The organism is Psychrobacter sp. 4Bb (genome assembly GCF_002836735.1).
Taxonomy (GTDB): Bacteria; Pseudomonadota; Gammaproteobacteria; order Pseudomonadales; family Moraxellaceae; genus Psychrobacter.
This window is the reverse complement of sequence record NZ_PJAS01000066.1, coordinates 29,739-47,575: the sequence shown is the minus strand read 5'-3', so window position 1 is coordinate 47,575 and position 17,837 is coordinate 29,739. Positions and strand designations below refer to the sequence as shown.

Below are 17,837 nucleotides of genomic sequence, written 5' to 3'. Positions count from 1 at the left end.
TATTGTACCTTTTATATTTTGGACTGACTATAGTGTTCGTATAGTGTGCAAGCTTTCTTTCGGGAGACTTAATATCATCAGAACCATAACCAAAATCCAATTGTAACATTTTAACAATTTTTAAAGTTTTATTTAATAGATGTAATAGATGCTCTCCAATATTTCTTAACTTTGAGTTTAACAGTAATTCACATATTTGTTGATAACAATATGCTTCATAAGGATAAGTTGACATAGCATTGATAAATGATTTTTTTGCTTCGTCATATTTCTTTAATATATGGTTATCAATGAAATATTGTCCAATTCTATACTGAGCACGCTCATATAAGAAGCTATCATCTGAATGCATAATTTGTTCCCATGCAGTAATAGCAGCTCCCATATCCTGGTTTTCAGAATAATAACTACCAATACAGAATTGTGCAGTAGCATAAGCTTTCGTGCTATCTTTGCGTTTGACTCTATACCATGCTTCTATAATGCTCAAGGGGTTTCCAATATCTTCCAGCAATAATCCAATATTTAATTCTGCTTGTGCATATACTCCCGGATCAGTTGAATGTAAAACATTACATAGTGACTTTAATGCACGTTCAAATTTCCCTTCTTTTTTTAATGTAAGTCCTATAATATATTGTGCTCTAGCATATTTTTCTGAGTTGCTTTTATCACTAATTTTGTTCAAAGCCTCAATAGCTTTTCTCGTTTTACCATTTTGAATTAGTAGCTCCCCAATCAATAGTTGGACTGTTGGGTAAAGCGTTGGATGATCATCTTCGTCAATTTCTTCCCAGTATTCTATAGCAGCTTTAATATCATTTCTTTCTATTAAAACTGCACCAATTTTAAAATTAGCTCTCAAATATGCTTTGGGGGCATAGAGCTTCTCAACAGTTCTCCACATTTCTATCGCTTTATTGACTTTATTTTGTTTTAATAATATATCTCCAATATACTCCTTTGATAAAAAATATAGTTCTGGACAATCATGCTTATTTACTTTTGCAAATTCATTTATTGCTATATCTAAAAAGCCTTTATTCATTAAAATAATGCCAATATCACATTGGGCATTTGCAAAGTTAAAGCCTTCTTTTTGTTCACGCATTACCTTCTGCAACTCTTCAATCTCTTTCCGAGTTTCTTCGTCTAGACCTTCCATGTCATCAATATTCATAATCTACGCCCCAACCATCGACAAAAACTCTTCCTCAGCTACAATTTTGACGCCCAGTTTTTCCGCTTTGGTCAGCTTAGAGCCAGCCTTATCCCCTGCCAGTAGCGCAGTGGTTTTTGCCGAGATGCTGCCTGAGACTTTGGCACCTAATGCTTGTAGTTTGGCTTTAGCCTCATCACGCGCCATGCTATCGAGCGCACCTGTGATGACCCACGTTTGCCCATCGAGTGGTAGCCCTTCTGATGCAACCTGCTCGACTTTATCCCAGTGGACGCCAGCTTCAAGCAACGAATTAATCACTTCGATATTGTGCGGCGCACGGAAGAATTTGTAGGTCAGCTCGGCAGTGATTTCTCCGACATCTGGGGTTTTTATCAAGGTCTCAATACTGGCCGCCATTAGGCTATCTAAACCACCAAATTGCTGAGCAAAGTTCTGTGCCGTACCTTCACCGACACCACGAATACCAAGCGCATAGATAAAGCGAGCCAATGTCGTATGCTTGCTGGCTTCGATTGCATTGATGATATTCTGGACCGATTTTTCACCCAGTTTCTCAAAGGTGACCATCTCATCTGCATGATTGTGCAACTGATAGATATCAGCGACCGTTTTGACCAGACCATGCTCAAAGAAGCTAATCAACCAACTCGCACCAAGCCCATCGATATCCATGGCACGACGTGAGACAAAGTGAATAAGTGCTTCTTGCTGCTGCGCTGGGCAAAACAGTCCACCCGTACAGCGCGCCAATGCTTCGTCTTCTGGCAGCACGACGGGAGAGTCGCAGACAGGACAAGTAGAGGGTAGCGTGACAGGCGTACTATCGGCTGGGCGCTGATCATGCCAGACACGAGTGACTTTTGGGATGACATCGCCTGCACGATGGACGCTGACCGTATCGCCTGCACGCACATCTAAACGCTGAATCTCGCCAAAGTTGTGCAAGGTCACATTACTGACGGTGACACCGCCGACTTTAACAGGTTCGAGCTTACCCACTGGTGTGATTTGACCCGTACGTCCGACTTGCCACTCGATATCATTTAGACGCGTCATCACAGTCTCAGCAGGGAATTTATAAGCAGTCGCCCAGCGTGGCTCGCGTGATAGATAGCCAAGTTGCTGCTGTAGAGCAAGGCTATTGACCTTGATCACCATGCCATCGATTTCAAAAGGCAAACTGGCACGGCTCTCAGTCACTGACTCATAATAGGTCTGCGCGGCGCGTGGATTTGCTACCACTTCTACGGCGCTGACCGTAAATCCAAGCTCGGTAAGCCATGCCAGCGCCCCTGACTGAGTGTCGATAGTATCTGGCAATCCTTGATTGACCGAATAGCCATAGAATGCCAATGGACGACTGGCTGCTATCGCTGGATCTAACTGACGTAAACTACCAGCAGCGGCATTACGTGGATTAGCAAAGGTTTTACCCTCATTCTCTTCTGCCAATCGATTAAGACGCTCAAATCCTGCCTTTGGCATCAATACCTCACCGCGTACTTCTAGCAACTCAATATCAGCAGCATCGGCTATCCATAGTGGCAAGTTACGAATGGTTTTGGCATTTTGAGTAATATCTTCGCCTGTTTGCCCATCACCGCGCGTGACCGCTTGGACAAATTTTCCGTGCTCATACTTCAGTGAGACCGCCAGTCCATCGAGCTTTAGCTCCATCTCGTATTCAGGGTTTTGCTGTGAATCGCTGAGACGATCATTGACGCGGCGCATAAAATCGCGCAAATCATCATATTCAAAGACATTGCCTAGCGACAGCATCGGAATATCATGCGTAACTTGGGTAAAAGCCGATAGCGGCATATCGCCGACTTGATTAATTGGGCTATCTGGCTGCACCAAATCTGGATATTCTTCTTCAATCTCAAGCAACGAGCGACGCAACTGGTCGTATTCACTGTCTTCTAGAATTGGATTGTCCAGCACATAATAGGCATAGTTATGCGTCTTAATCGCTTCAATAAGCGCACGCATTTTTGAGACAATCTCTGCACTATTATTGGTACTACTGTCGGTCGGACTGGATGTATTAGATGTGGCAGGCGCTTGGTTTTCTACTTGAGTAGATGAGTTTTTAGAGTTATTTGATGAGGTAGAGTCAGTCATAGTCGGCGTCTTTTTTGCAATTCAAGATGTCGATATGATAACAAGTTTGTAGGAAGCTCGGTATAGTCAATCCTATATAAATCAGATACTGTGTCAGGCTCGCTCAGTCTACTATGGTTAGCACTTTGCGGAAACTATAGCCCAATAAAAAAGGCAAATAACGTTAATCGCTATTTGCCCTTTTTATGATTTCTGCTATTAATCAGCTTTTAACTTTCGTAGCTTTTAAACCGTTAACCCTCATAATCACGAACTTGGTTACGTAGTTGCTGTTTGTATTCAGGCGTGATTGGTTCGTTCTCTTCATCAAGCATAATCGCGTCAAGGTCGCTTGCCATCATATAAGCAATGCTCATCATACTATCAAAGCTGCGCACAGCTTGTGGATGAGGCAATGACAAGAACACGACGACACCGTTATAAGTGTTGGTCGCAACACTATGCGGATCAAACGGTGCGATACCACTATCAGTGATACCCATCATGCTAAACCACAACATACCCGTACCGTCTTTTTGCTCATAGCGATGGAACATATTCATCGCACCATAGCGTAGACCGTATTTATCAATCAACGCTAACAGATCACGACCACGGATAATCGCCGCTGGACGATCGCGATATTGGTGCGGCAAGATGGTGATATTGATATTGTCTTTGGCATTAATCAACGGGCCGTTTTGCGCGTCATCACTAGATTCTGATAGATGCTGATCCAGTATCGGGCTATTGTCATCGAAGCTTGGCTCTTCTGCCGTATCGATGGTTGGCATCAGGCTATCGGTCGCTGACATTAAACTAGAGAACGCATCAGGCTCTTGCTCGATATGCATCTGATCGGCGACTTCTACAAACTCAGCACTATCGGCACGGCGTTGCTCTTCTTGCCAGCGAGCGTAGTCCGCTTCATCGATGACGTCATGATCGTCAGCTGCTATATGGTTACGCTCAGCCGTTAGTTGAGCATCAACGTTGGTATGCGCTTGCGTCAACGGCTCTTCTTCAACCACAGCATCTAAGTAACTACGATCTGGACCGATGCTCGTCTCGCCTGCGACTGTGTCATCAAGGTCGGGCTGATCGACGATGTTACGCTCGTGACGCGGTATGATGGGAATACCATTTTTATCATAATTGACCGCAGCAGCTTCGGTAGCACCGCGGCGCTTAAAGCTACGAATGACCATAAACAGCCCTGCGAGCACGATAAACGCGGCAATGGCAATCAATATAAACTGAATAACGGTCATGATAAATACATCCTAGTATATATAACAAAAGGGAATACACAAACGAGCATAAATGGCAATATTCTAGCATGGCTGACCTATATCGTCACCACATTGTGTACTTTATAACCAGTATGCTGGACTGAGGTCAAGCTTATTTGCATTTATGCCAATTGATTGATTATATTTGCATCGCGCTGATTCTCATAGCACTTTTAATGTCGGTTATTTCACGCTTAGCTCTCTACGTAACGCGCAGCTTCATCAAGCGACACACTGACTAGTGTAGAAATGCCTGCACTTGGCATAGTGATACCTTTTAGCTCATCAGCAATTTGCATCGTTAATTTATTATGGCTGATAAAAATAAACTGCAAATCGTCTGCTAGCTCATGAATGAGACTGGTAAAGCGCGCGACGTTGGCATCATCAAGCGGTGCATCGACCTCATCAAGAACACAGAACGGTGCAGGATGCTGCTTAAATATCGCAAAAATCAAACTTAGCGCGGTAAGGGTTTTTTCACCGCCCGATAATACCGCTAAGCGACTATTGCGTTTACCCTTCGGCTGCGCCATCAAGGTAAGCCCTGCCCGCCATTGTTCGGACTTTGGCGTATTGGCTGGCATCTCGTCAGTGTTCAACGTCAGGCTAGCTTGCCCACCGCCAAAGACCTTGGCAAATAAATTGGCCAGCTCATTATTGACCGCATCAAGCGTCTGCATAAACAGTGTCTTGGTCGTCTCATCAATAGAGGCAATCGCTTCGGTCAATGTCTGCATACTGGCCGCGATATCTGCCGTCTGCTGTGCGAGTGGTTCTAGGCGCTCGTTTACCTCGGCCAACTCTGCGACCGCTGCTAGATTCACTGGCCCAATCTTGCTCAACTGCTGGGTCAACTTGGCGCGCTCGGACTCTAGCTCAGCGATTTTGTCTGGACGGACGCGGCGATCATGAGCGATGAAATCTGCTAGCAAGTTTGAGACGCTCATGCTTTGTTGCGGTTGCTCAGCTTGCGCTTTATATTTATGACTCACACGATAGTAGGCATCTAAAGCGCTTTGCGTGTGTGCGCTAGCATCCTCTAACCGCGCTGCACTTAGTGCCAATTCAGTAGCATGACGGGCAAACTCGCTTTGCTGCGTTTGCAAGGTATTTTGCAGTGCATCAAATGCCGTCTGCTGCTCAGCGTACGTTTGTTTTAATGCCATTAGCGCAGTATCGCGCTCGTTCAATAGCACTTGCTGCTCATCGCGCGTTACCTGTGCAGACTGTAGTGCGGCTTGTAGATCTGGCAACTTGGCCTGCTGCTGATCGTGACGCGTCTGTAGACTTTGCTCATTCTCTAACGATTTATCATGTTGCTCAGTCGCACGAGCCAGACTACTAACACTATGCTCCAAGCGCATCTCATACTGCTGAATGCGCAGCTGTAATGCTTGCAACGCGTCATCATCAGCTTGACGCGCACGGTTTAGCTCGCTGCGCTCAGCTTGCAGTTGCTGAGTTGTCGCCCGTGCCTCTGCTATTTGCGGCGTTAGCGTAGCGATCTCGCTTTCAATATGCTGTTGTTCTTGTTCAAGCGTTTGTTGCTCTTGCGCCAGTTCTTGCTTTTCTTGCTCAAGCGTTGCTTTATCAGCGTTCAGACGCTGGCTATCCGCTTGCAAGCGCTCGGCGTTAGCTCTCTCGGTAATTAATTGCTGCTGGTATTGATGCTTATCACGGGTTAACTGCTCGGCTTGCGCGCGCGTTTCTTCTAAGCTAACTAACAATGCATCATAATCGCGCTGGTCTTTTGCAATAGATTTTTGCTGATCTTGTATTTTGCTTTCAAACTCATCAAGCGAGTCTTCTAACGCTTGCAAACGAGTGCGCTGCTGCAAACGCTGCGTGAGAAATTGACTGCTGCTATCACTTTGACTATCTTGCGCACCAGCGAATTTTCTTAAATTAATTGTTCCATGACGACTGATGAGCCAACCATCTTCGGTAAGTAAAATAGCGGACGATGGTAATGACTTTAGTACATCAGTAAGTGTATCAACCTCATGCTGTTCACTGGTCTCAAACTGCGCCGTATATATATAGCACTGCTGCCATAGCGAGAGTAGCGGCTGAGTAATCAACTGCGATAATGGCAATACTTTATCAATCAAATTGTCTGGCAATTCGCTGACAAACTCTTGGTCACTGATGCTATTTTGCGTAGTAGACAACCATAAGCTATGACCCGTTTCTACTAGAGTTTTATCTTTTTCGCTAGCAGGTGTATTTTGTACCGTTTGATAAGTCCGTAAATCTGCAATGTCATGCTCAAGCGCTTGCCATAGGTTATTAGCTTGTTGAGAAATATCATTAGTGTTATTAGCGTCTGATTGCTTGGTTTGGTTAGCTTGTTGGTTAGCAACCAGCACATGGCTATCTAGCCACAATGCCAAGATATTATCCAGTAGCGGTGCATACTCCTGCCCTTTCGCACTTAGCTCAATCTGCTCACGTAGCGTCGCGATGGCTAACGGCTGATTATGTATACCACTGCTATCTGCATTATCTGTCTCGATAACTTTCGACTTTGCTGATTGCTTTTGTGTAGGTTTCGGATGCAGTATTTGATGCAGGGTATCGTATTCGCCTGCCAGCAGCGCATGACGCTTTTCATTATCGCTCAGCTTGCTCTGCTGTGCGTTTAGTCTCTGCTGCAAGCTGTGCGCTTGCGGTTGTATCTCAGACAAGCGTTCATCGACGGCTTCGCGTTGACGCTCAACTTGCTGCAACTGTGTGTTTAGCTCAGTGACTTGCTGTTCTAGCAGTTGACTTAGATCTTGCTCATCATCCGTTTTACTCACATCAGCACTGTCAGATGCAGACGGCGCTATAGACTGCTGTAATTGCTGCCACAGATTTTGCCAGTTTTGCTCACGGCGTTGCCATTTATCATAGCTTTGCTGATGGCGTTTCTGTGCTTGAGCGTTAATGGCTTGCTGCTGCTCAAGCGAACGGGCTTTATCTTGTAAGCGTGACAGATTATTTTGCGTTTCATGCCACACGCGTTGTAGCGGCTGCTCATTGCGCTTATAGTTATCGCGTTTATCAGTTAGCTCAGTCAGCTGCGGACGCAATGCTTCTAGCGCTTGATTCTGCTCAGCTTGTTCAGCTTTTAGGCGTTCAATATCAGCGAGTGATTGCGCACGCTGTTGAGCCAAGCCAGACAGTTGCTGCTCAATAGCTTTCAGCTGTGACTTAGCATCACTTAGCTTATGTTCCGCTTGTTGATAGCCGAGCTGCTGCTGATAGTGAGCGCTTTGAGCATCGTCTTTGAGCCACTGCTCTTGGTTAATACGCGCAGTGAGCTTGTCTTGCTGAGCTTTGAGCGTGTCGTAGTCAGCTTGAAGTGTCGACACCTCCGTAGCACTGCGTTCATGCGCTACTTTCTGCTGTTGATGTGTTTGCTTGGCTTGATAAAGCTGCTGAATAGCAAGCTGCTGCTCGATATCAGCTAGTGTTAAAGCCAATTCTTCGTAACGCTGCGCACTAGCCGCCTGTTTAGACAGTGATTTTTGTTGGCGTAATAGCTCGCTTTGCATATCATGCAGGCGCGCTAGATTGTCCCTTGTCTTCTCTAACTTCTTCTGCGTTTCTTCACGGCGAGCCTGATAGCGTGAGACACCTGCCGCCTCTTCGATAAACTCACGCAGCTGCACGGGACTAGACTCAACGATACGCCCAATCATACCTTGCTCAATCACTGCATAGCTACGTGCACCCAGTCCCGTACCTAAAAACACATCAACCACATCACGGCGACGGCAACGCGTACCATTGATAAAATAATCTGAGCGGCCATCTTTATTTACCTGACGGCGAACCGATAACTCTTGGTACAAGTTAAACTCGTGGCGAATACCAGTCTGCTCATCTTGGGTATGCTCAAAGGTCAGCTCGACACTGGCGACACTTTTGGCTGTTTTATCTTGCGTACCGGCAAAGATAACATCGCTCATGGCCCCGCCGCGTAACTGCTTGGCAGAGGTTTCGCCCAGTACCCAACGGATGGCATCAATCACATTGGATTTGCCACAGCCGTTCGGCCCGACGATGGCGGTGATACCATGACGAAAAGTAAAAGTGGTTGGATTGGCAAAGGATTTGAAGCCTGCCAGCTTTAGAGATTTTAAACGCATGAAGAGTCAATAAACTTAGCAAAAACAGGCGGCTATTCTACCTGAAATTGTAGTAGGTTTTTAGGGTTAAACGGCTAACTGCATAAACGATTTTGATTCAAGGCTTTGATGGAACCCTCGCAGCAGTTTTTGCTCCACTTGGCAGACGTTATTTTCTGCTAAATAGCGATTATTAAACTCGATAAAGGCTGCCCAAGAGATACTTGCCACTTCCAAATGATCGACTATTTCTAACAGCTCTGGCCTTAGCAAATGCTGATATTTCCTTGGCCGTTTATGACACAGAGCCAGCTCCCGATCTACGAGCGTTTGCTTGTTTTGCTTTAGCGCGTCACCACCGATAAACAACAGCAAAAATTTTGCCCCTTTCTCGATAAAGCCTTTTTCTAATAAGTGCTCATACATCAAGCAGTACTTTAGGATTGGGTCTGGGTTTTTCCGACCAGCGAGTTTTAACTCATTCGCTATCAATACATTGGCCTGATGGTTATAGGCTAGGTTGTCCATGTACATTGCTTTTAGCTCTGTACTGTTTTCAAACATACCGCTATTACCATGTGTCGACCATGACCCACTTGGCTCAAAGTTGATAAATTTACGATAAAATAAGTTCAGATAAACATCACTGCACAAACTCAAAAAGATATCGAATTCTTTATTTAGATAGTCTTCAGAAAAGAACGTTACGCGGCGCACGGCTTCTCTCGCATTACAGATACCCATCGTTTGCGTTGAATATGTCTCTAGCTGCTCAGTTTCATTCATTTTTGTATTGAGCTTTTTGATGACTGATTGCTCAATCTCTTCTATATTTTTATCTTTCAAATCTGGGTGGGCCGCCCATTCAATGATTTGGCGTACGTATTGCTTTTTAGTGATGCCTAAAATACGCTGCGGCTCCCATGCCAAAAACTCTACCATATTAGAGAGACCCGTCGTCCATGATAATTGGTCTTTTAGATGATTCATTGAGCCGAAAACACGGCGGTATTTTTCTGCAGCTTTCATACTAATAATGTCTCACGGTTTGCATACTAATTTTATAAAAACTCATTATTGCTATAAAACACCCAATCCACTCAATAACAACTGTCCTCCAGCAAATATTAACAACACACCAAATGCGCGCTTAAGCATCAGTGCAGGTAAGACATGGGCAAGCTTGGCGCCCACTTTTGCCATTGCAAAGCTGGCAACTGAAATAAACAAGAATCCTGTGACATGGACAAACCCTATCGTACCCTCAGGCAGATTGACCACGTCTTGACCGAACCAAGCAAAGCCTGCTGCTCCAGCCAAGGCAATTGGTAGACCGCATGCCGCTGATGTGCCGACCGACTGTTTCATCGGAAGCCCTGCCCAGTTCAAGAACGGTACGGTCAAGCTGCCGCCGCCAATGCCAAAAATAGAGGACGCCATCCCAATGCCAGTACCTGCACCAAACTGGACACCGGCCGATGGTAGCGGTTTACCCACTTGTTCTTTATTTGAAAAGAACAGCATTTTTAAGGCGACCAATAGCGCACCGAAACCAATGATAGCCTGTAGTGCTTGTCCATCAATCATATCCGCGATACCCGCACCGACCAAACTACCGATGACCAATCCAAGCGCCATCTTGCGCCATACTTCCCAGCGCACGCCGCCGCGCTTGTTATGTGCCGTCAGTGAGCTGATTGAAGTTACAACGATGGTCGCCAACGACGTACCAATGGCCAAATGGGTGATTACTTCTGGCGAAAAGTCATAAGCGGTAAAAATCCAGACCAATGCAGGCACGATAATCATGCCACCGCCGACGCCAAACAAGCCCGCGCTGACACCCGCAAACGCGCCTGCAATCACAAACCACACATATAACATCATAGAACGAACCTTTTATAATACTGACTGGCGCTATAGTACTCACTAGCGCTTAGGCGTGCTTAATTGTATTTGCCAAATCTCAGCGCGACCTTTATGCTGTTTACTCGGTACTTTCTGACCGCAACAATCGCTCAGTATATCAAAGTTTCCTTTAACCACATCGACTAAACTTATGCCGCCACTCACTAGTTTTTCTACCTATTTATCCGAGCTCAATCACCGTCATGTGGCTAGTAGCGCCTCGACCAATAGCGAGCTGATAGAAGCCTTGCAAAACGGGGCGTTAGATGTCGCCACCGTACACGTTTTGACCGCGGAAACCCAAAGCGCAGGTCGTGGTCAGCACGGGCGCTCGTGGCAATCACCGCGCGGCAATGTCTATCTGTCGCTCTACCATCCTGTACATATGCCAATTAGTGGTTTGCTATCGCTCATCATTGGTCTTGAACTGGCTAAGATGCCTGTCATTCAAACTTTGAACGAGCAACTGCAAGCGCAAGGGATGACGCCAATTGGGGTGAAATGGGCAAATGACTTGGGTTTTTATCAGCAAGCTCAGAGCCAATCTAAAGAGCTATCTAAAGAACAATCCATAACGGACAGCTCGGTATTAGATTCCGTATTGAATAGTGATGTAGCAAATCAGCGTACCCTACCCTTTAATAAACTGGCTGGGATTTTGATAGAGCCAGTGACGAAAGCTGGCAGGTTGGTCGGTGTGATGCTAGGCATTGGCCTAAACGTACAAGCTGCACCAAAGCTCACCACACAAACGTCTGAAGGCATGAGTTATCAAGCGATTAGCTTACAAGACATCAATGAGATGCTGCCTTTAGAAACACGATCTGCGAGCCTACCAGACCTACCAATGCTCTATCAGCAGATGAGCAAAGCATTGATGGCAGCGATGACACGCTTTGAGCATTTAGGTATAGAGCAGCCAACCGGTCATACTTATTATTTGGATAGTTTTTTGGAGCAGTTTGCGATGATGGATGCGCTATCAGGTCTGCGCTTACGCGTCACGCAAGACTATAATAACGAAGAAAAAGTCATAACGGGAATCGCTTGCGGTGTCGACACACATGGCTGTTTGCAATTGCGCCAAGATAGCGGTAAGATTTCTACGCTTTTTACTGGACGCATCGACGTTATTTATTAGGCTTAGACAACTATATTGATGAACACCATCATTAACGAGCACTATATAAAGGGAATTTTATGCTCTGGCTTGATCTTGGAAATACCCGCCTGAAATACTGGCTCACCGATGATATCGGTCAGATAGTCACACATGATGCCAAACAACATTTGCAAGCGCCTGCCGAATTACTCATGGGTCTGACCGATCGCTTTGAGCGTTACGCGCCTGACTTTATTGGTATCTCATCAGTATTGGGCGATAACCTTAATGCCAAAGTATCAGAGACGCTCAGTCGTTTGAATATTCCGTTTGAGTTTGTCCATGTCGATGCGGCGCACGCGCTGATGAAAAGTGCTTACAATGATCAGCAGCTCGGCTGTGATCGCTGGCTACAGATGCTCGGTGCGGTCGATAAGAAAAAACGCCAGTGTGTGATTGGTTGTGGCACAGCGGTGACCATTGATTTGATTGATCATGCTGAGCATCTGGGCGGTTATATTTTCCCCAGCATCTACCTGCAACGTGAGTCACTGTTCTCTGGTACTAAGCAAATCACTATCTCGAACGGTACTTTTGATAGCGTCAACCAAGGCTTGACCACTCAAGACGCAGTACATTGCGGTATTTTGCTCTCTATCGTCGGCGCAATCAATGAGATTAGCCATCGTCATCCTAATTTTGAATTGATTATGACAGGTGGTGATGCAGCCATTATCTCGCAGCATGTTAATCGTCCCGTACGCTTGCGTGATGATTTATTACTAAATGGTTTGGCAAGATACTTTGATTATCGCAATAAGTCTTAACCGCTTATAGATAATTCAGTTCGACGTTGACACAAAAAAAGCAGCATGTTTTAAGCGTGCTGCTTTTTTATTTTATATTAGAAAATAGCTAAGGCATCATTAGTTACTTCTTATTTGGTCTCGTTAAACAGCTCACGACCGACTAGCATACGGCGGATTTCACTGGTACCTGCGCCAATTTCATACAGCTTGGCATCACGCCAGTAGCGACCAAGTGGATACTCATTGGTGTAGCCATTACCACCAAATATTTGAATGCCCTCGCCTGCCATCCATGTGGCTTTTTCGGCACACCATAGAATCACACTGGCGCAATCTTTACGCACTTCTCGACTATGACCAGCACCGCGCGCGTCCAACATGTCCAAATTCTTGCCAACGGTATATAAGAAACTACGACCGGCTTGTAGTATGGTATACATGTCCGCAACTTTACCTTGGATAAGCTGAAACTCACCGATCGCTTGACCAAACTGTTTACGGTCATGGATATAAGGCACGACATTGTCCATCACCGCTTGCATGATACCGATAGGACCTGCGGCCAATACGGCACGCTCGTAATCTAGGCCACTCATCAATACCTTAACGCCTTCATTAAGACCACCCAAGATATTTTCGCTTGGTACTTTTACATTATTAAAAGTCATCTCACCAGTATGGCTACCACGCATGCCGAGCTTGTCTAGCTTTTGCGCGGTACCAAAACCTTCCATACCTTTTTCAACGATAAAGGCCGTCATGCCTTTTGCACCCAATTCAGGATTGGTCTTGGCATAGACCACCATCACGTCAGCATCAGGACCATTGGTAATCCACATTTTGCTACCGTTCAACACATAGCTGCCGTCTTTTTCTTCAGCTTTTAGCTTCATACTAACGACGTCTGAGCCAGCGCCTGTCTCACTCATTGCCAATGCACCGATGAACTCGCCACTGATTAGTTTTGGCAGATATTTCTGCTTTTGTTCTTCAGAACCATTACGTTTGATTTGGTTAATACATAGGTTAGAGTGCGCCCCATAGCTAAGCGCTACCGATGCCGAAGCTCGGCTAATCTCTTCCATCGCGACCATATGTGCGACGTAGCCCATATTAGAGCCGCCGTACTCTTCTGGAACGGTAATACCATGTAGACCGAGGTCACCCATCTTTTGCCACAGATCCATTGGAAACTCATCACTGCTATCAATCTCGGCAGCACGTGGAGCGATCTCGTTTGCTGCAAACTGCTGCACGACATCACGTAGGGCGTCAATATCTTCGCCAAGTTGAAAATTTAATCCAGGTAAACTCATAACCATTCCTTGTATTTTAATATTTAATTTTTACAGTAATTATTTAAGACTGACGTTTATTGATTAAGGCACGTGCCACGTTTGAGCCGTTAGGACGCTTTAAGAACTCGCTGATACGCTCGCCTGCCACGACCAATTTTTCCAAATCGATACCCGTGCTGATACCCATACCATGCAGCATATACACCACATCTTCGGTCGCGACATTGCCTGTTGCGCCTTTGGCATAAGGACAGCCACCGAGGCCCGCGACAGAGGTGTCAAACTCACTCACACCCATTTGTAATGCAGCCAAGGTATTACTTAGTGCTTGACCATAAGTGTCATGAAAGTGCCCCGATAGCATGGAAATATCAGCATACTCAAGTGCAGCTTGCAACGCTCGTTGTACTTTGAGCGGTGTACCCACACCGATCGTATCTGCAATGCCAATCTGCTCTGAACCGATCTCAATCAACCGCTTGGTCACATACGCTACTTGGCTTGGGTCAATGTCACCTTCATAAGGACAACCGACCGTACAAGAGATAACGCCACGTACTTTGATGCCTTGTGCTTTTGCAGCCGCAGCAACGGGTGCAAAACGCTCAATACTTTCATCGATACTACAGTTGATGTTTTTTTGACTAAAGGTCTCACTGGCTGAGCCAAAGATAACGATTTCATCAGGACGATGTGCAATGGCATTTTCAAAGCCGCGCATATTAGGTACTAATACTGAGTAGCAAATATCTGTCTGACGCGTAGGCGCTAATGCTTCAAGTAGCGCGCTGTTATCGCCCATCTGTGGCACCCACTTTGGTGACACAAAACTGGTCGCTTCCAGTTTTTTGACACCCGCCGCAATCAAGTCATTGATAAGCGTTTGCTTAACTTCAGTCGGTACCGTCATGGATTCGTTTTGTAGACCATCACGTGGACTAACATCAACAATGGTGACATGGCTTGGATACGAATGGCTCATACTTATCGTCCTTCTTATGACTCGGCTGCTAATTGTCAGCCTTTATTAACCTTCAGCATCGATGCGCAATAGCTCATCACCATCGGCGACCAAGTCACCCGCTGCAAACAACAGCTCTGCTACCACACCATCCGTCGGTGCAGTAATGGTATGTTCAATTTTCATGGCTTCGATGACGGCAAGTGGCTCGCCTTTTTCCACAGTATCGCCAACAGCTACTTTGAATGCAACTACTTGTCCTGGCATTGGCGACTTCAAACTGCCAACCGCTGCTGTGTCTTGACCCACATGTGCCATGATATCAACAAGTGTGATCTCATCGCGTCCGCTATCTGTAAATACGTGGACTGTTTCGTTATTCACCCAGCTTTGAGCACTGATACGTGCGCCTTCTAACCATAAGGTATGGTTATGCGCGTCACTGCTATCATAGCTGACCTGACCTTCATAAACCGTTTTGGTCTGAGCAGCCACATTGATATTGCTATCATCCTGCGTATTCGCGATTTCTTGACCAATGACGAGCGTAAAATTACTGAGATTATCGCCACTCTTTTTGCTATCAGTACAACTCGCATTGTGCCAATTACTGATGCGAGCGCTATAGGATTGCTCATCATAAACCAAGCTGAATGAACGAGTATAATCACTATAAGCACGGAAACCTGTCGGCTTACTAAATGGATCTAAACCTTGCATGGTCGCTTCACTTGCTAGCTGCTGCGCAATAGCAGTCACCACAAGCGTCGATAATCCAAGCGGATGCTGATCAAAAAGCTTATCCTGCTCGCGCTCTATTAATGCCGTATCAAGATTGGCCTTACTAAAAGAGTCAGTATTTAAAATATAACGCAAAAATGCCACGTTGTTTGGCAGACCCACAATACGCGTCTGTGCCAATGCACGATCTAGTCTCGCCAACGCTTGTTCGCGCGTAGGAGCATGGACGATAAGCTTGGCAATCATAGAGTCGTAAAAAGGACTGATCACATCACCCTCACGTACGCCATCATCGATACGTACATCGGTAATGTTAAAGGTACTATGCTCAGGCTTTTGATAAGTGAATAAAGTTCCTGTCGCTGGCAAGAAATTATTGTCAGGGTTTTCAGCACAGATACGTGCCTCAATAGCATGACCGTTGATAGCCAGATCGTCTTGTATTTTTGGCAATGGCTGACCTGCAGCAACCAACAGCTGCCACTCGACCAAATCGACACCCGTAATAGCTTCACTAACTGGATGCTCAACCTGCAAGCGCGTATTCATTTCCATGAAATAAAAATTCATAGAGTCTTCACGCTGCTCAACGATGAATTCAACCGTACCTGCACCAACGTAATCAACCGCACGTGCTGCTTCGATTGCCGCCGTGCCCATTGCTTGACGCATGGCAGTATCGACACCCGGTGCGGGCGCTTCTTCTAGTACTTTTTGATGGCGACGCTGTACTGAGCAATCACGCTCAAACAGATGCACATAATTGCCATGCGTATCACCAAATACTTGGATTTCGATATGACGTGGTTTTAGCGCGTATTTTTCGACTAATACTTGATCATTACCAAAACTGGTAATCGCTTCACGGCGGCATGAGTCCAACAGGTCAATAAAATCGCTACTTTTTTCAACGATACGCATGCCTTTACCGCCGCCACCTGCACTTGCTTTAATCAAGACAGGATAGCCAATACTATCGGCCTGTTGCTGCAAAAACTGTGCATCTTGGTTATCACCATGATAGCCCGGTATCAACGGCACGCCAGCCGATTCCATCAAGCGCTTAGACTCAGACTTGCCGCCCATGGCGCGAATAGCATTCGCCGATGGACCGATGAATACTAGACCAGCATCTTGGCAAGCCTGTGCAAAATCTGCGTTCTCACTCAAAAATCCATATCCTGGATGGATTGCTTGGGCGCCAGTCTCAAGCGCTATCCCAATAATAGCATCGCCTTTGAGATAACTGTCTTTCGGTGCCGAACCGCCCAAATAGATAGCCTCATCACAGACCGCCACATGCTTGGCCTCACGATCCGCATCAGAATAAACAGCAACGGTACTGACGCCAAGACGCTTAGCAGTCGCGGCCACTCGGCAAGCAATTTCACCACGGTTGGCGATTAGAATTTTAGAAAACATAACTATCCCTGTGTCTTGTCGTTATTATTTGACGTCTTGTCTATTTGCCCATTTGCCTATCATTGTTATACTACTAGTTAGTCTGCCATTAGCCAATCAGGTTTACGCTTTTGCAAAAACGCTTGTACCCCCTCGCGGCCTTGTGTTGATGAGCGGATATCAGCGATACCTTTGACCGTGTCAGCAATCAGCTCATCTGTAATAGGCGCACCAGCAACATCGTGTAATAGCTGTTTGCAGGTCTTAACTGCATCAGGGCTGTTTTTGACAACCTTATTACAGAACGCAGCCACTTCATCGGCCAGCCACTCTTCGCTGACACGCTCATGGATAAAACCAAGCTGACGCGCCTTTTTGGCATCAAATACTTCAGCACTTAAGAAATAACGCTGCGATGCTCTAGCACCTAGCGCGCGGATAACATAAGGACTGATAGTGGCAGGGGCTAAGCCCAAACGCACTTCACTGAGGCAGAAATTAGCAATTTTGACCGCAATGGCTACGTCGCAAGCAGCGACTAGACCCATGCCACCTGCGTATACATCGCCTTGAATAGCCGCGACTGTTGGCTTAGGACATTCATAAATAGTCTTAAGCATTTGCGCCAACTTATCAGCATCCGCTAGATTCTCTTCATAGCTATAATCCGCCATGGCACGCATCCAATTGAGGTCAGCACCTGCGCAAAATGCCTTGCCAGTAGCTGCTAGCACAATGACACGTACTTCATCATCAGCACCAAGCGTATTGAATGCATCGGTTAACTCGGCAATCATTTCATCGTTAAAGGCATTACGTATCTCAGGGCGGTTTAATGTCACCGTAGCAACGTGCTGTTCGACTTTAACCAGTAGGCTTTTATAATTTTTATCACTGTCTTTTTGCATAACTTTCTCTATA

12 protein-coding genes are annotated in these 17,837 nt (G+C 45.9%); 2 read left to right on the top strand and 10 right to left on the bottom strand.

The window, feature by feature from the left end; translation table 11 throughout:
• The 6 genes from CXF60_RS09075 to CXF60_RS09050 all read right to left on the bottom strand — a co-directional run.
• Nucleotides 1-1,180 (bottom strand): tetratricopeptide repeat protein (locus CXF60_RS09075; protein ID WP_145990210.1); only part of this gene is annotated, 1,180 nt, incomplete at its 3' end.
• A gap of 3 nt (nucleotides 1,181-1,183) precedes the next feature.
• Nucleotides 1,184-3,175: an NAD-dependent DNA ligase LigA gene (gene ligA, locus CXF60_RS09070; RefSeq protein WP_102091669.1), complete on the bottom strand. Its 1,992-nt coding sequence runs from the start codon at nucleotides 3,173-3,175 to the stop codon at nucleotides 1,184-1,186.
• Between the two features lie 365 nt (nucleotides 3,176-3,540).
• Nucleotides 3,541-4,557: a cell division protein ZipA gene (locus CXF60_RS09065; RefSeq protein ID WP_102091667.1), complete on the bottom strand. Its 1,017-nt coding sequence runs from the start codon at nucleotides 4,555-4,557 to the stop codon at nucleotides 3,541-3,543.
• Nucleotides 4,558-4,772: 215 nt separating this feature from the next.
• A complete protein-coding gene (locus CXF60_RS09060; protein WP_102091666.1) occupies nucleotides 4,773-8,717 on the bottom strand; it encodes an AAA family ATPase in 3,945 nt (1,314 codons plus the stop codon).
• Between the two features lie 66 nt (nucleotides 8,718-8,783).
• Complete coding sequence (locus tag CXF60_RS09055; RefSeq protein ID WP_102091665.1) at nucleotides 8,784-9,725, bottom strand: hypothetical protein; 942 nt, start codon at nucleotides 9,723-9,725, stop codon at nucleotides 8,784-8,786.
• 51 nt (nucleotides 9,726-9,776) lie between these two features.
• The gene (locus CXF60_RS09050; RefSeq protein ID WP_180958125.1) at nucleotides 9,777-10,580 is read right to left on the bottom strand and encodes a sulfite exporter TauE/SafE family protein; all 804 of its coding nucleotides are present in this window, start codon (nucleotides 10,578-10,580) and stop codon (nucleotides 9,777-9,779) included.
• Nucleotides 10,581-10,755: 175 nt separating this feature from the next.
• Here CXF60_RS09050 and CXF60_RS09045 point away from each other — a divergent pair, with 175 nt between their 5' ends.
• Nucleotides 10,756-11,745 (top strand): biotin--[acetyl-CoA-carboxylase] ligase, encoded by a 990-nt coding sequence (locus CXF60_RS09045; RefSeq protein ID WP_102091663.1) that lies wholly within the window; start codon nucleotides 10,756-10,758, stop codon nucleotides 11,743-11,745.
• 59 nt (nucleotides 11,746-11,804) lie between these two features.
• Nucleotides 11,805-12,533, top strand: coding sequence for a pantothenate kinase (locus CXF60_RS09040; protein WP_102091662.1), 729 nt, complete (start codon nucleotides 11,805-11,807; stop codon nucleotides 12,531-12,533).
• Between the two features lie 110 nt (nucleotides 12,534-12,643).
• Here CXF60_RS09040 and CXF60_RS09035 read toward each other — a convergent pair whose 3' ends face one another.
• The 4 genes from CXF60_RS09035 to CXF60_RS09020 form a co-directional block, all read right to left on the bottom strand.
• Nucleotides 12,644-13,831 (bottom strand): isovaleryl-CoA dehydrogenase, encoded by a 1,188-nt coding sequence (locus CXF60_RS09035; RefSeq protein ID WP_102091661.1) that lies wholly within the window; start codon nucleotides 13,829-13,831, stop codon nucleotides 12,644-12,646.
• 43 nt (nucleotides 13,832-13,874) lie between these two features.
• Nucleotides 13,875-14,795: a hydroxymethylglutaryl-CoA lyase gene (locus CXF60_RS09030; protein ID WP_102091660.1), complete on the bottom strand. Its 921-nt coding sequence runs from the start codon at nucleotides 14,793-14,795 to the stop codon at nucleotides 13,875-13,877.
• Between the two features lie 45 nt (nucleotides 14,796-14,840).
• Nucleotides 14,841-16,937 (bottom strand): acetyl/propionyl/methylcrotonyl-CoA carboxylase subunit alpha, encoded by a 2,097-nt coding sequence (locus CXF60_RS09025; protein WP_102091659.1) that lies wholly within the window; start codon nucleotides 16,935-16,937, stop codon nucleotides 14,841-14,843.
• A 77-nt stretch (nucleotides 16,938-17,014) separates the two neighbouring features.
• Nucleotides 17,015-17,824: an enoyl-CoA hydratase/isomerase family protein gene (locus tag CXF60_RS09020; RefSeq protein ID WP_102091658.1), complete on the bottom strand. Its 810-nt coding sequence runs from the start codon at nucleotides 17,822-17,824 to the stop codon at nucleotides 17,015-17,017.
• Nucleotides 17,825-17,837: the final 13 nt, after the last annotated feature.

Excerpts from the sequence above, each read along its gene's own strand:
- ligA (WP_102091669.1), bottom strand. The coding sequence starts at position 3,175 with ATGCGTGCGCTTATTGAAGCGATTAAGACGCATAACTATGCCTATTAT.
- CXF60_RS09030 (WP_102091660.1), bottom strand. The coding sequence starts at position 14,795 with ATGAGCCATTCGTATCCAAGCCATGTCACCATTGTTGATGTTAGTCCA.
- CXF60_RS09020 (WP_102091658.1), bottom strand. The coding sequence starts at position 17,824 with ATGCAAAAAGACAGTGATAAAAATTATAAAAGCCTACTGGTTAAAGTC.
- CXF60_RS09060 (WP_102091666.1), bottom strand. The coding sequence starts at position 8,717 with ATGCGTTTAAAATCTCTAAAGCTGGCAGGCTTCAAATCCTTTGCCAAT.
- CXF60_RS09025 (WP_102091659.1), bottom strand. The coding sequence starts at position 16,937 with ATGTTTTCTAAAATTCTAATCGCCAACCGTGGTGAAATTGCTTGCCGA.
- CXF60_RS09050 (WP_180958125.1), bottom strand. The coding sequence starts at position 10,580 with ATGTTATATGTGTGGTTTGTGATTGCAGGCGCGTTTGCGGGTGTCAGC.
- CXF60_RS09055 (WP_102091665.1), bottom strand. The coding sequence starts at position 9,725 with ATGAAAGCTGCAGAAAAATACCGCCGTGTTTTCGGCTCAATGAATCAT.
- CXF60_RS09040 (WP_102091662.1), top strand. The coding sequence starts at position 11,805 with ATGCTCTGGCTTGATCTTGGAAATACCCGCCTGAAATACTGGCTCACC.
- CXF60_RS09045 (WP_102091663.1), top strand. The coding sequence starts at position 10,756 with ATGCCGCCACTCACTAGTTTTTCTACCTATTTATCCGAGCTCAATCAC.
- CXF60_RS09065 (WP_102091667.1), bottom strand. The coding sequence starts at position 4,557 with ATGACCGTTATTCAGTTTATATTGATTGCCATTGCCGCGTTTATCGTG.
- CXF60_RS09035 (WP_102091661.1), bottom strand. The coding sequence starts at position 13,831 with ATGAGTTTACCTGGATTAAATTTTCAACTTGGCGAAGATATTGACGCC.